The 12647-nt window shown below is 50.8% G+C and carries 14 protein-coding genes; 8 read left to right on the top strand and 6 right to left on the bottom strand.

What is annotated here, in order from left to right; all coding sequences use genetic code 11:
- Positions 1-26: 26 nt before the first annotated feature.
- Positions 27-1256: an NADH:flavin oxidoreductase/NADH oxidase family protein gene (locus LGT44_RS15205; RefSeq protein ID WP_230331865.1), complete on the bottom strand. Its 1230-nt coding sequence runs from the start codon at positions 1254-1256 to the stop codon at positions 27-29.
- Positions 1257-1338: 82 nt separating this feature from the next.
- On the opposite strand from LGT44_RS15205, the gene LGT44_RS15200 reads away from it, so the two are divergent.
- Positions 1339-1836: a MerR family transcriptional regulator gene (locus LGT44_RS15200; protein ID WP_230331864.1), complete on the top strand. Its 498-nt coding sequence runs from the start codon at positions 1339-1341 to the stop codon at positions 1834-1836.
- On the opposite strand, the gene LGT44_RS20200 is transcribed toward LGT44_RS15200, so the two are convergent.
- The 4 genes from LGT44_RS20200 to LGT44_RS15175 all read right to left on the bottom strand — a co-directional run bounded on the left by LGT44_RS20200 (position 1827) and on the right by LGT44_RS15175 (position 5488).
- Complete coding sequence (locus tag LGT44_RS20200) at positions 1827-3125, bottom strand: methyl-accepting chemotaxis protein (protein WP_274704269.1); 1299 nt, start codon at positions 3123-3125, stop codon at positions 1827-1829. The genes LGT44_RS15200 and LGT44_RS20200 overlap by 10 nt on opposite strands.
- Positions 3126-3347: 222 nt before the next feature.
- Entirely contained in the window at positions 3348-4349 is a 1002-nt protein-coding gene (gene ahr / locus LGT44_RS15185; protein WP_225692477.1) for an NADPH-dependent aldehyde reductase Ahr, read from the bottom strand.
- 107 nt (positions 4350-4456) lie between these two features.
- Positions 4457-4879, bottom strand: a complete 423-nt coding sequence (locus LGT44_RS15180) for an organic hydroperoxide resistance protein (protein WP_230331863.1) — start codon at positions 4877-4879, stop codon at positions 4457-4459.
- A gap of 171 nt (positions 4880-5050) precedes the next feature.
- The gene (locus LGT44_RS15175; protein WP_145471108.1) at positions 5051-5488 is read right to left on the bottom strand and encodes a MarR family winged helix-turn-helix transcriptional regulator; all 438 of its coding nucleotides are present in this window, start codon (positions 5486-5488) and stop codon (positions 5051-5053) included.
- 1416 nt (positions 5489-6904) lie between these two features.
- Here LGT44_RS15175 and LGT44_RS15170 point away from each other — a divergent pair.
- From LGT44_RS15170 to LGT44_RS15145, 6 genes are all read left to right on the top strand, one after another.
- On the top strand, positions 6905-7936 hold the full coding sequence (locus tag LGT44_RS15170) for an IS110 family RNA-guided transposase (RefSeq protein ID WP_230331320.1): 1032 nt from the start codon (positions 6905-6907) through the stop codon (positions 7934-7936).
- 228 nt (positions 7937-8164) lie between these two features.
- Complete coding sequence (locus LGT44_RS15165) at positions 8165-8887, top strand: DUF4261 domain-containing protein (protein WP_230331321.1); 723 nt, start codon at positions 8165-8167, stop codon at positions 8885-8887.
- 63 nt (positions 8888-8950) lie between these two features.
- A complete protein-coding gene (locus LGT44_RS15160) occupies positions 8951-9286 on the top strand; it encodes a leucine-rich repeat domain-containing protein (protein ID WP_230331322.1) in 336 nt (111 codons plus the stop codon).
- Between the two features lie 101 nt (positions 9287-9387).
- Positions 9388-9894 (top strand): SMI1/KNR4 family protein, encoded by a 507-nt coding sequence (locus LGT44_RS15155; protein ID WP_230331323.1) that lies wholly within the window; start codon positions 9388-9390, stop codon positions 9892-9894.
- Positions 9895-9978: 84 nt separating this feature from the next.
- Positions 9979-10428, top strand: a complete 450-nt coding sequence (locus LGT44_RS15150) for a hypothetical protein (RefSeq protein WP_230331324.1) — start codon at positions 9979-9981, stop codon at positions 10426-10428.
- 80 nt (positions 10429-10508) lie between these two features.
- Positions 10509-10931 (top strand): hypothetical protein, encoded by a 423-nt coding sequence (locus LGT44_RS15145; RefSeq protein WP_230333646.1) that lies wholly within the window; start codon positions 10509-10511, stop codon positions 10929-10931.
- A 176-nt stretch (positions 10932-11107) separates the two neighbouring features.
- Here LGT44_RS15145 and LGT44_RS15140 read toward each other — a convergent pair whose 3' ends face one another.
- Positions 11108-11836 carry a tellurite resistance TerB family protein gene (locus LGT44_RS15140; protein ID WP_230331334.1) on the bottom strand — a complete coding sequence of 243 codons (729 nt, stop codon included), beginning with the start codon at positions 11834-11836 and terminating at the stop codon, positions 11108-11110.
- Between the two features lie 215 nt (positions 11837-12051).
- Between LGT44_RS15140 and LGT44_RS15135 the strand changes: the two genes are divergently transcribed.
- Positions 12052-12603, top strand: coding sequence for a YdeI/OmpD-associated family protein (locus LGT44_RS15135; RefSeq protein WP_230331333.1), 552 nt, complete (start codon positions 12052-12054; stop codon positions 12601-12603).
- Positions 12604-12647: the final 44 nt, after the last annotated feature.

The following is a 12647-nucleotide window of genomic DNA, read 5'->3' as shown; positions in this document are numbered from 1 at the left end:
GTTAATGGACGCCTGTTTTCCTGTAATCAGACACCAATCAGCTTACGATAACGCTTAATCAGTTTTTTCAGCCGCACCCGGTCGAGTATCAAACTTAACAGCGGATTTAATACCGTTTCTTTTTTTGCCCCACTCCCCCAGCGGCGTAAATGGCGTTTGATTAATGCCATGGTAGCGACGCTGGCGATGGCCTTATCTTTCCATTCGATACGCGCCAGCGGTAACTCAAACGCCGGATTCTGTTGCCAGCGTTTGGGCAGATCAGGGCAGACCGCCAGTGCACTGGCCATCCCCAATAATGCCACGCCGGCATTAACAACCTGTTCCGCCGTCTGCAGACGGGTAATACCACCGGTACTCATAACCGGCATATTGGCGACTGCCGCAATCTGTGCGGCGAATTCGAGAAAATACGCTTCGCGTGCCAGAGTGCGGCCATCGGCGGTGCGTCCCTGCATTGCCGGAGCTTCGTAACTGCCGCCGGAAATTTCAATGGCATCGACCGCCAGCGGATTGAGCCATTCCACCACCGCTTTGGCATCGGCAATATCGAATCCGCCGCGCTGAAAGTCGGCGGAATTTAATTTAACCGCAACAGCAAACCCCGGTTTAACCACCGCGCGGATACGACGGGTAATTTCCAGTAATAAGCGCGCACGGTTTTCCAGACTACCACCCCATTCATCCGTGCGCTGATTGGTCAGTGGTGATAAAAACTGGCTGAGTAAATAACCGTGTGCGGCATGAATTTCCACACCGTCAAAACCGGCTTCTTCGGCACGGCGAGCGGTCGTTACAAAGCGTTCAATCACATCGCCGATATCGGCTGGCGTCATTGCCTGCGGCCGGGCGAATAAATGCGAGTGCTTACCCAGATCCACCGCCACTGCAGATGCCGACAACACCTTACCGCCCAGTGCGGCATACACCTGACGGCCGGGGTGATTAATCTGCATCCAGATTTTTGCGCCCTGCTCTTTCGCCGCCTGTGCCAAAGCAATAAAAGGGGCCAGCGGCGTTTGCGCTTCCAGCGCCAGACCACCGGGGCCGGTCATCGCCAGATGATCGACCATGACGTTACCGGTAATGATCAGGCCGCTGCCGCCCTGTCCCCAGCGCCGGTAGAGATGAGTCAGTGCCGCATCCGGCAGTAACCGCGCATCGCCCATATTTTCTTCCATCGCCGCTTTGGCGATGCGGTTAGCAAGCTGCTGACCGTTAGGCAGGGTCAACGGCGTAAAGACAACTGAGCTCATAACAACTCCCGATCATTGATTGGTGATAACTGAACAGCACCATGTTAAATTTAAAGTTAACTTTAAGTTCAACTGGTTTTTTATGCCGTTTTCATCTGTCGATAAATCCTCTGTAACCCCCTCCGGCAAAGCGGATACACGCTTAATGCGCATTGGTGAGCTGGCGGCCCAGAGTCAGACGCCTGCGTCCACCATCCGCTATTACGAACAGCAGGGTTTGCTGAGTGGCGTGCAGCGTACCGCCGGCGGCAGCCGCCGTTACGATGGCAGCGCACTGTTACGCCTGCAGATGATCCGCAGCCTGCAGAATATGGGCTTTGCGCTGGGGGATATTCCGGCCCTGCTGCGCGATGAGCAGAAAGCTGTGGATCATGAGCGGGTAATGACGACCCTGAATGGCCGGCTGGAGGATATCGATACCTTACTGGCCAGCCTGCAACGGCAGCGCGATCAGTTGCATGCGCTGCGTTGCCTGCTGGAAAGCAGCTGGGAGGCAGGCCATTGTCTGAGTGACGAGCAGATTCTGGCGCTGCGCGATCAGTATCTGCAGCCGCCAGACAGTGCGGGCAATCAGGACTGATTCAGGCGCGCGACTGTAGCGGCCACATCTTCAGCGCTGTGGCGGATCTGCTCAATCACATCCGCTGCCTGCTGAATCTGCTCGCCCACCTGCTTTGTCTGCTGCTGGGTTTTTTCCATCTGCTCCATCGCCGCACGGGTCAGGGCTTCATTCGCCTTAACCATTTCGTCGATTTCCAGCGTTGAGCTGTTAGTGCGCGATGCCAGACTGCGCACTTCATCGGCGACCACCGCAAAACCACGGCCATGCTCACCGGCACGCGCCGCTTCAATCGCAGCATTTAATGCCAGCAGGTTGGTTTGTTCAGCAATGCTGCTGATGGTGGTGACGATGGCGGAAATTTCCGCCGATTTACTGCTTAGTTTGCTGATGCTCTGTGCCACATCACCCACCTGCGTCGCCACCTGCGCCGATGCCGTAACACTGGCACGTAACAGACCACTGCCATTCTGGGCCAGGTTAACGGTATCGGCCGAATTACTGCGTGCCAGCTCCGATGCTTCACGCACCTGCTCGGCCTGCAGCACCCGTTCGGTAATATCGCTGGCAAACTTAATCACCTTAATAACGCGTTTTTGCGCATCAAAAATCGGGTTATAGCTGGCTTCCAGCCATACAGTACGGCCACGCTTGTCACGTCGTTCAAACTTACCGCTCTGCACCCGCCCCTGTGCCAGCCTTTGCCAGAAGTCCGGCTGCTCGCGGTAAAAAGCGTCGTTGCAAAAAATGCGGTGATGTTTACCGCGCAATTCTTCCGCCCGGTAGCCCATGGTGTTCAGGAAATTGTCATTGGCATTGAGAATGGTGCCATCCGGGGTAAATTCAATAATGGCCTGCGAGCGGTTCAGCGCATCCATTACCGCTTCCTGGCTACGGCGTTTTTCTGTATTAGCCGTTACGTCCTGAGCCAGCTTGATAACACGAATCACACGGCCATTCTGCAACACCGGAAAATAGGTAGCGCGCAGCCACAGGCGCTCCCCCTGTTTATTAATCCGCGGAAAAGAGCCGCTCGCAAATTGTCCGGCGGCAAGCTTTTTCCAGAACGCACGGTACTCTTCGGAAGCCGCATAGTCGGTGCTGCAAAACATACGGTGATGCTGGCCCACCACCTCATCGCGGCGATAGCCAACCACCTGCAGAAAAAGATCATTCACATCCTTAATCGTGCCATCCGGGGCGAATTCAATCATTGCGGAATCCTGACGCAATGCCTGCTCCAGTGCCTGAGCACTGGCCAGGGCCTGTTCAAGCTGCTGAACCTTGTCTTTGTTTTTATCGAACCACATAACTGCTCCGGAATAAGTTTGCATACAGGGTACACACGCTCTCAATCTAGCCCAGTCCTGCCTGCCCGCCAGTGCTGACTACAAGCGACAGGCACTATTTATAAAAACCAGTGATGTATAACAATCCGGCATCGTGTTGCAGGCATAAAAAAGCCGCCAAACGAGGCGGCTCCGGGCTTTAAGCACAACAGCTGTACAACAGCAGCACAACAGCAATGCCGCTTACTTTTTCAGCACCACACGATAGCGCGGGCTGCCGTTTTCCAGACGGTCAATGGCGCTGTTCACGTCCGCCATATCAAACACTTCTACTTGAGGTTCAATATGATGGCGGGCGGCAAATTCCAGCATCTGCGCAATCACTGCCGGGCTGCCAACCGGCGACGACGACACCGAACGCTGGCCGCCCATCAGCGAGAACACATTCAACTCGACCGGTTCCAGTACCGCACCAACCAGATGCAAACGGCCTTTCGGACGCAGGGTATTTACATACGAACCCCAGTCGAGTTTTACATTCACCGTCGACAGAATCAGATCGAAATAACCGGCGGAATCTTTCAGCGCCTGCTCATCACGGGAATCCAGCGTACGGTGTGCGCCCAGCTCCAGCGCTTCGGTGCGCTTGGCTTCCGACGAGGTAAAGGCCGTTACTTCACAGCCCCAGGCATTGAGGAACTGCAGCGCCATATGGCCAAGGCCACCAATACCCACCACACCAACACGCGCCGTGGGCTTAACACCAAACTGCACAATAGGGTTAAACACCGTTACGCCACCGCAGAACAGCGGCCCGGCCACTTCGCTGCTGACGTTATCCGGCAGTTTCACCACACTGGCTGACTGTGCCCGCACCTTGTCGGCAAAACCGCCATGACGGCCAACGATAGTGCCGCGCGCGCCGGCACAGAGGTTATGGTCGCCTTCCATACAGGTCTGACACTCGTTGCAGTAACCGGAATGCCAGCCCAGACCAACACGGTCACCGACCTGCAGTTTTTTCACATGAGCGCCTACCGCACTGATGCGCCCCGCCACCTCATGGCCCGGCACAAAGGGATAACGGGTCATACCCCATTCGTTATTCAGCATGCTCAGATCGCTGTGGCAGATACCGCAGTATTCAACATCGATTTCCACATCATGGTCACCCAGCGGGCCCGGATCGTATTCAAACGGCTTGAGTTCACCACCCGGTTCGAAGGCTGCGTAGGCTTTGATCATGGTTGTTCTCCTGACATAAAAAATGGTCTTAGCGGTTACACCTGAGCAGATGCCGGCGTGCTGTATTCACACGCCGTTGTATTACACCGACAAAAGACTGCGATGACTCAGACCAGCACCAGCTCAACACGGATATTACCGCGGGTAGCGTTAGAGTATGGACATACCTGGTGTGCCTTTTCCACCAATGTCTGAGCGACAGTGTTATCCATGCCCGGCAGGCTGATATGCAGCTCAACGTCGATGGCAAAACCCACACCCTTATCATTAGGGCCAATACCCACATACGCGGTAATGGCGGTGTCTGCCGGCAGCGCGGTTTTATCCTGCATCGCCACATACTTCAGCGCGCCGATAAAACAGGCGGAATAGCCTGCCGCAAACAGCTGCTCCGGATTTGTACCATCACCACCGGCACCACCCAGTGCTTTGGGTGTGCTGAGTTTGACATCCAGCGCCTGGTCGGATGAGACAGAGCGGCCATCACGGCCACCGGTTGAGGTTGCCTGGGCGGTATACAAAATTTCCATAGAATTCTCCGTTTTCGGTTCGTCGTTGCTGGCACCGTCTTCTGCTGCTTGCTTCTGCCCGCTGCCACCAAGCTATAGTTATCGCGATAACTATTTGCCTGTAAAAAATGGCCTTGTGCGGCCAGAACGGAGAAAAGATTATCGCAATAATATATTGCGTGCAATATAAAATCATTCCCCCTGCAATGCCCGGCGCAGAACATCCAGCCGCTCTTTCAGATCCATCAGCTCCGGAATGGCTGCATTGCAGTGACTGGCGGCACAGGCATTCACCTGCAACGCCTTCTCGCGCAGGCTGCGGCCATGCTCACTGAGGCGGATCTCCAGCAACCGCTCATCGGCGCTGCTGCGCGAACGGCTGATCAGGCCCTCAGCCTCCATCCGCTTGATTACCGGCGTTAACGCCCCCGGCTTCTGCCCCAGACGCGCGGCAATATCCTTCAGCCCCAGACCGTCCTGCTCCCACAGAATCAGCAACACCAGATACTGCGGATAGGTCAGCCCCAGCGGCTCCAGCAGAGGTTTATACACCTGAGTCATCGCCAGCGAGGTGGCGTACAGAGAGAAGCACAATTGCTTATCGAGCAGCAGCGGATTGGAATCGGACATAAAGGCTCGGGCCTGTGGTGATCAAAGATGACAATGGGGGAATGCTGCCATAAGCCGGCGTTGCGGAACAGTGTTGGTGGCAGCTGCTGGTTGGCAGTGTATGGAAGCGGATCTTATCCGCGACATGCGGGAGAGACTTGTGGGAGCGACTTTCAGTCGCGATACGACTCGCTACACCGCTCTGCTTTCTACTCGCTCGCTCCCACGCTCTGCGTGGTAGTGCTGCCGCTGGAGGTAGTTGTGTTCTGAGTTGTAGCCGCTGCGCGGACTGGTTGCTGTGTCTGACTCGCTCTCACGCTCTGCGTGGTAGTGCTACTGCTGGAGGTAGTTGTGTTCTGAGTTGTAGCCGCTGCGCGGGCTGGCTTTTTGGGCTACCGCCCGGCCTTATGACCTCTTTGAGGGGTCTTACCCCTCACGCCGGTCGGGCAAACTCCCCGCTTCGCGCTGTGCAGGACTTCATCCGACCTGAACAATCCTGCGGTCTCGGTAACGCGAATAATGGGCCATCCATGGCCCTATTCGCTCGCCCGGCATCCATGCCGGGACGTACCGGCGCAGAATGATTCAAACCGGCGTCCTGCAGGCGCACAAACCATCAATCACGCAAAGCCGAATATGAAACAGACGCCGAATCGTAGGAGTGGATCTTATCCACGACAGACAAGAGCCTGTCATTCACACCAAAATGTAGGGTGGGCACTGCCCACCAAATAATCTGAAAGGAAAGCCGCTGCTCAGCAATAGGTGGCGGATTTCCACTGTCGTCCTTTGCCACTTGTAACCAGTTTTATCAATTATTGAACCTATCCCGGAACTTCAGTACTCTTCAGACCAGCAGGGAAGCCGTATCCGCACGATATAACAACACCAGAACTCAGACCGTCAGGTCGGTTTATCTGACTCAGCACCGATACCCTCCCCGTCTGAAATCCGACTGTTTTATCACGCAATTCCTGCCCTGCGCTTATAAGGATGGGCGGCAGCGTGTGTGAAAAAAATCAGCTGCTGTCTGTGACCGGAAGACACGGAAAACCTTCGACAGAAAAACCTGTATATGCAAACAGTATATTTTCCGTTTGCCGGAATCTGATGCGCGATTTCGCTCCTGTAGCAAAACGCGCATGCGCGAGTTGATACCTTCAGCCCTGAAAGATGCCTGAAAAATCAATCATTTAGGGTTTTACGAAAAGTGATAACGCGCAAAGTGTAAAGAACGGTTCAGGGTAAAAGCGCGCATGCGCGTTTATATCCTGACAAGAAAGAGAATAACGATGATTTTTACAGCCCGGACAATGGGTTAGGCTGGAAATCTGAATAAGGGCTTAGGTGTGTTAACGAGCATGCCTACGAATAAACTAATGAAATGGACACCCCTCCCTTACACTGAAAATTCAGTTTCTTCGCGGGAGGTGGTTTATGGAACCGCTAGCAGTGATAGGAATCGACCTGGCAAAATCGGTGATTCAGATTCATGGTAGTGATAGCAGAGGGAAATGCTTAATTCGTAAAAAGCTTCGACGTAATCAGTTGTTACCATTTATGGCTAAGTTACCTCGTTGCTTAGTAGGAATGGAAGCTTGTGGTGGATCTCATTACTGGGCCAGAGAAATAAAACAGCTTGGCCATGATGTGAAACTTATACCGCCACAATTCGTGAAGCCTTACGTCAAAACGAATAAAACTGATGCAGCGGATGCAGAAGCAATCTGTGAGGCGGTTGGTCGGCCAACAATGAGGTTTGTGCCAATAAAAGGTCCGGAGCAACAAGCAGTACTGCTTTTACATCGAGAGCGGGAAGGGCTGATAAAGGAACGTACGGCAGTAATTAATCGCATACGCTCATCCTTCTCTGAATTTGGAGTCGCGATTCCTGCAGGGCCAAAGCGGTTGAGGCAATGGTTTTCTGATTCATACGGGGATGTGGAAAATACCTTGCCAGCAACGCTTAATCGCCTGATGTTTCGGATGGTTGATCGGCTAAATTATATTGAGTCTGAGATCTTTGACCTTGATAAGGAAATCAATGATCAGAATAAGTCAGATGAACGCTGTAAGCGACTAATTGAAATTCCTGGTGTTGGTCGGTTGGCAGCTTCGGCGATAGTAGCCAGCGTCGGTGATGCAAAAGAATTTCGATCAGGACGAGAATTCGCAGCTTGGTTGGGTCTGGTTCCCAGACAACATTCAAGTGGCGGAAAGCAAAATTTACAAGGTATCAGCAAGCGAGGTGATGCCTACATTCGTAAGATGTTGATACATGGTGCCAGAGCCGTAATTCGCCATATGAACAGGAATAGTGCTCCGGTAGATTGGCTTGAAGATCTTATGAAACGTCGCCACCACAATGTAGTCATCGTGGCATTGGCGAACAAACTAGCAAGAATGATCTGGGCTTTGCTGAGCAAGGCGCAGAGTTACAAGAAATATGAAGACACTGTAGTTGCGTAAGTGAAATTTGATGTCTGGCAGGTAGGACCGCAATCCGGAAACTCTGTTCCTAACTACGTTCTTCGGGAACGATAAACTGATAAGAACCGGGTTGGCGAAGTTCATCAAGGATCTGGCCTACAGGCCAATTGGAATCCGAATAGATGGCTGCACTACACCAAAGACAGATTTCGCTTGCACAATGAGGGGGGGTCCATAGATGTTAGTTTTCTAAGTTGAGATACATACATGCCGAATAAAGAAATGGAAATCGTTTTGTGTATCCCTGGTCCCTGGGCGGATCGCAGCGAGCTAGTGCAGAGTATCGTAAAAGATAGCGGTGGCTATATCTTTGCAGGCAGGGTCTTAATGCACTCAGAGACCGGCAAATCTTTTGAGCTAGAGTTTGCTGGTCCAGATGAAAGGATGCTTTCAGCTTTTGAAGCAGCGGGTCCTCACTGGCGAGACACTCCAGAAATGGAAAAAATCGATTCTCATAAATCCGTCTGTTATCTTATTTCTAATGGCGGCACTATCGAGTCTGCACACTCAATAATGAATGCCGCCAATGCATTACTAAATGCAGGCGGGTTTGGAGTTAAAGTTGAAAGTTCTGGTATTGCTCATTCTCCAGAAGATTGGCGAGAGCAATGTCAATATAATTACTTGTTTAAGAGTCATTCGTCTTACGTTGTGTATATCACATCAGACTATACATATTCTTGTGGCATGCATAATTTTGGTTTGCCGGATGCAATCGTTGATAGCAACGAGTCGGAAAATCCTGCTGAATTATTAAGGGTATTTACGCACTACTTGCTATCCGAATCCCCAGTAATTAAAGAAGGCCAAGCTTTTTCGGTAGATTCGGATTCTCCTGGATACCGCATTAGTGCGCACGCTCCTTTAAATTATGGAGAAGGTTCATTATTTAATAATCCTTATGGCACTTGGCTACTCCAAATGTGCTAGTACGAAAACTAACAAGCGCATGTTGTCGGACTGTTTTTCCGCTGCGCTTCAAAACAGCCGCAAATGCGGGCGTTAAATTTCACCAAGATGAATGATATATACCTCAAGAAAGCTAATGACAAAGATTTTTTCGATCTGATTGGTCGTGAAGTTTCGTCCATAAAAACAGATGGAAATAACTCAGACATAACTGATGATGGATTGAAACACATCAGTCAATTAGATGGGTTAAAGGAGCTAGACCTCGAGTGGGCAACACAAATCACCGATATAGGTATCAGTTATCTTTGCAAACTATCAACATTAACTTATATTGATTTGTCTTTTTGCAAAAATGTATCTAAGAAAGCCATAGAGGAACTAAGGGCAACAATAGATGGCATCACAATTGAATACTAAAAATTTAACAAGTAAAGGCAAGCCGACGCGCAGAATACGCGCGGTTGCTTTAGGCGTCATTGCTACTCGCGCATCTATTTAAGGAAGCAAAAAACAATACAATGAGCTGGATAGATCAAGTCACGTTTGACAACAAAGAAGAGCCTCTTACGGAGGCTGAATTGGAACACGCTAAGGGTTTTCTATCTAAACCACTTACGGAAAATGAAATTGAAGCATTAGAGGACCTCTGCCGTGTAACTGGTGAGATAGATTTTAGATGCTGGGAATTACCTGATTACATTCTTCCTAACGAATATATCGACCTTCTAAAATATTCGCGCAGTGGGTTGCTCAGAAAGGGTGAGCGCGAGCTTGGATTTTTCGGCATTGAAGAAATTAGAGATTATTATTTACGCTATATGTTTCCTGAGTACCAGCCAGGGGCGATACCTATTGGTTTCAATGGTGGTGGTGTATTCTATGCATATGATTTGCGTAACATAGAGTTAGGCGCGCCTATAATTGCGGTATCATCAGGTGCTTTAGATTGGGAAGACTCAATTGTTCTAGGTCGTACGCTTGAAGAGGTTTTTTCAAAAAAAACAAATATTGAAGATGAAATGTAGCTCTAGCCATAACAAAGTGCTGCTAGGGACAAACCTACGCTTCGCTTCGGTTTGCCCCAGAGAACGGCGTCAGCATGAGTTCCTATGAGAGAAATTGAATTCAAAGATGGCCGAAGATCTGACTATTGGGGCTATGGTGACTTTTATTGTTATTCCCAGCTCAGTAAAAATAAGATCCTTCTTCCTTATAAAAGCGAGCCCCCACATGGTAACTCGTATCACCAATTAGTCATCAGTAACAAAACAATACGAGGCTATATTTGGTGTGGATACCTTCTTTGGTCAAAATGTGGAAAGTACTTTACCTGTGATTGGCTTGAAGGCATGGAAGGATATTTCAATGAAAGAAAGGTCTGGCACACAACCCAAATTCAACGAGCCACAATTTTAGTATCTCCAGAAGAGTTAAAGTACAAAATTGTGTTAGAACCAAAATCTAGCGATTTTCATAAGATGTTAAAAAGCAATGATGAAGATAGCGTATGGGATATACTGCTAAATACTAGTGAAACCCCATGGGAAGATTTTTGCTAACAAACAAAGGCAGTATCGCCCTTCGGGCTGGACGGGCTAGCGCGCGCCGCTGCTTTGGACGTTAGGCCCACGAGTAATCTATGAATCGAAACTTTAAAATCGTTGATGGAATATATCTTGTGCTGGAAGGGTACGAACTTGATTTGCACAATAACTTCGATTTCACGAATCTGGATTATTCTGTTGAGCACCGAAGGTTAGTATTAAATTGGCAACGCTCAAATGGAGATTGGGTCAGCTCAGACACTCCAAAGGCATTGGTCATAGAGTTCAAAGAAGTAAGTGAGTTCCGTTTCATGCCTCGGGATTCAGAAATTCCCTTTACCGAAGATGACTGTATTAACTCGCTTGGCTACTGGGTAGATGAAGATTGGGCTGAAGGTGTCATTATGGTCGAGCCAAATCAAACGGCTGAGCCTCACTGGCTTACAGCAATAGATTTTATGTCTGGTGCAGTTTTAGCTGTCCAGGCGGAGAGTGCCAGTGCGAAAGTCACGGCCTAACAAGTCAAAGCACGCGGACTGTGATCCTGCCCCGCTTTAACGGACACAAAAATCAAACCAACAGGTGTCCCCCCCCCCCCCCTGAAAAATCCGCATTAATCCGCCAGAACTAAATTCTGAATCCCGCGCATTTTTCTGCCTGCTCTCCTTAGTCAGCCTCCTCTTAATCGCCTTTCCTACCCCGCCTGCTGTACCTGTTTTTCCAGTTCAGCCACCAAACCGGGCTCCAGTTTTAATTGCCGTGCCAGTTCCTGCAGGTAGGCTTTTTCCATAAAGTTTTGTTCATCCACGATTAACACCGAGGCCAGATAGACTTCGGCGGCTTCTTCCGGTGTTTTTACCTGAGCAGCTATTTCTGCCGGGTCGAGTGGCTTGCGCAGTTCCTGTTCCACAAAGCGGTTTACGTCTGCTGTTGCGCCCATGGCCTGTACGGCGTTGCTGATGCGCTGTTGTTCGGCGTCGTCAATATGGCCGTCGGCTTTGGCGGCAGCAATCATGGCAGATAACAGCAGCAGACTTTCGCGTTCGTTCGGTACGGGGGCGCTGACAGCGGTCTGCCCTGGCAAAGCGGCCGGAGTCTGAAGTGCGGCATCATGGTCATTACCAGTCGCCGCTGTGTTTTTTCCGGCTTTCCAGCTCTGGTAGGTTTTAAAGGCAACAGCAGCCAGCGCGGCGCTGCCGCCGACTTTCAGGGCGGTTGACCCAAGTTTGCGGCCGCTTTTTGAGCCCAGCAGCAAACCCAGTGCACCGCCACCCAAGGCGCCTTTGGCCAGGGTCGATAAGGTATCGCTGCGCGCCTCGCCTTCGGCAGGAATATTCAGCGCCTTCTCCGCGCCCTGCCTGCCTTGCTGGGCAAGATCCGTGGCAGAGCTGAGGAACAGATTCACCAGTCCTTTAATATCCATAACGCATACCTGATAACAAATGAGTCCATTACCAGTATGCGGATTTAAATTTAAGGTTGGGTCAGGGATTGTGAGGAAGGGTCAGGCCGGGCATACAAGGTTATGCAATAAAATTTACAAAATAATAAGCAGGCAGCGCAGCCACAGAGGTTAACAGCAGCAGCCTGAGCCGCTACTATCATTCCGTTAATCATTAAGTGCAGACGGAATTATTTATGAGCAAGGATGCAGAAAAAACCACATTTACCGCGCAGTTATTCGCTCCGGCAAAAGCCGCTGGCGATGATCTGCGGGCGTTTCTGATTTTGCCTAAAGAAGTCAGTGATCTGCTGCCCCGCCGTGGCCGCACCAGTGTCAAAGGCACCATCAATAATCACCCGTTTCAGGCAACCCTGGAGCCGGACGGCCAGCTCAGTCACTGGCTTAAAATGGATAAAGCCCTGTATGAGGCCTGCGGCGCAACAATCGGTGAGGCTGTCATTGTAGAAATTGCTGCCATGAAAAAGGAACCGGAGCCTGCGCTGCCTGCCGATTTTCAGGCCCTTCTTGATACTTCACCGCAGGCCAAAGCGGTATGGGAAGCAACAACCACCATTGCCCGGGTAGACTGGATTCACTGGATTGAGTCTGCCAAGCAGGCCAAAACCCGCGCAACCCGTATCGAAAACGCCTGCGATATGCTCGCCTCGGGTAAAAAGCGGGTGTGCTGTTTTGATCAGTCCGGGTTTTACAGCAAAAGTCTCAGCTCACCATCACCTGCAGGTTGAATAACAAAAGCCTTTGCCGCTGATCCACTGCATTCAGCCATACC

The organism is Thalassolituus alkanivorans (genome assembly GCF_020447205.1).
Lineage (GTDB): Bacteria > Pseudomonadota > Gammaproteobacteria > Pseudomonadales > Oceanobacteraceae > Venatoribacter > Venatoribacter alkanivorans.
This window is presented reverse-complemented; position numbering and strand designations above follow the sequence as displayed.

Coding starts and splice junctions, on each gene's coding strand:
- LGT44_RS15165 (WP_230331321.1), top strand. CDS start 8,165: ATGCCGAATAAAGAAATGGAAATCGTTTTGTGTATCCCTGGTCCCTGG.
- LGT44_RS15140 (WP_230331334.1), bottom strand. CDS start 11,836: ATGGATATTAAAGGACTGGTGAATCTGTTCCTCAGCTCTGCCACGGAT.
- LGT44_RS15135 (WP_230331333.1), top strand. CDS start 12,052: ATGAGCAAGGATGCAGAAAAAACCACATTTACCGCGCAGTTATTCGCT.
- LGT44_RS15205 (WP_230331865.1), bottom strand. CDS start 1,256: ATGAGCTCAGTTGTCTTTACGCCGTTGACCCTGCCTAACGGTCAGCAG.
- LGT44_RS15155 (WP_230331323.1), top strand. CDS start 9,388: ATGAGCTGGATAGATCAAGTCACGTTTGACAACAAAGAAGAGCCTCTT.
- LGT44_RS15175 (WP_145471108.1), bottom strand. CDS start 5,488: ATGTCCGATTCCAATCCGCTGCTGCTCGATAAGCAATTGTGCTTCTCT.
- LGT44_RS15200 (WP_230331864.1), top strand. CDS start 1,339: ATGCCGTTTTCATCTGTCGATAAATCCTCTGTAACCCCCTCCGGCAAA.
- LGT44_RS15160 (WP_230331322.1), top strand. CDS start 8,951: ATGCGGGCGTTAAATTTCACCAAGATGAATGATATATACCTCAAGAAA.
- LGT44_RS15150 (WP_230331324.1), top strand. CDS start 9,979: ATGAGAGAAATTGAATTCAAAGATGGCCGAAGATCTGACTATTGGGGC.
- LGT44_RS15145 (WP_230333646.1), top strand. CDS start 10,509: ATGAATCGAAACTTTAAAATCGTTGATGGAATATATCTTGTGCTGGAA.
- ahr (WP_225692477.1), bottom strand. CDS start 4,349: ATGATCAAAGCCTACGCAGCCTTCGAACCGGGTGGTGAACTCAAGCCG.
- LGT44_RS15170 (WP_230331320.1), top strand. CDS start 6,905: ATGGAACCGCTAGCAGTGATAGGAATCGACCTGGCAAAATCGGTGATT.
- LGT44_RS15180 (WP_230331863.1), bottom strand. CDS start 4,879: ATGGAAATTTTGTATACCGCCCAGGCAACCTCAACCGGTGGCCGTGAT.
- LGT44_RS20200 (WP_274704269.1), bottom strand. CDS start 3,125: ATGTGGTTCGATAAAAACAAAGACAAGGTTCAGCAGCTTGAACAGGCC.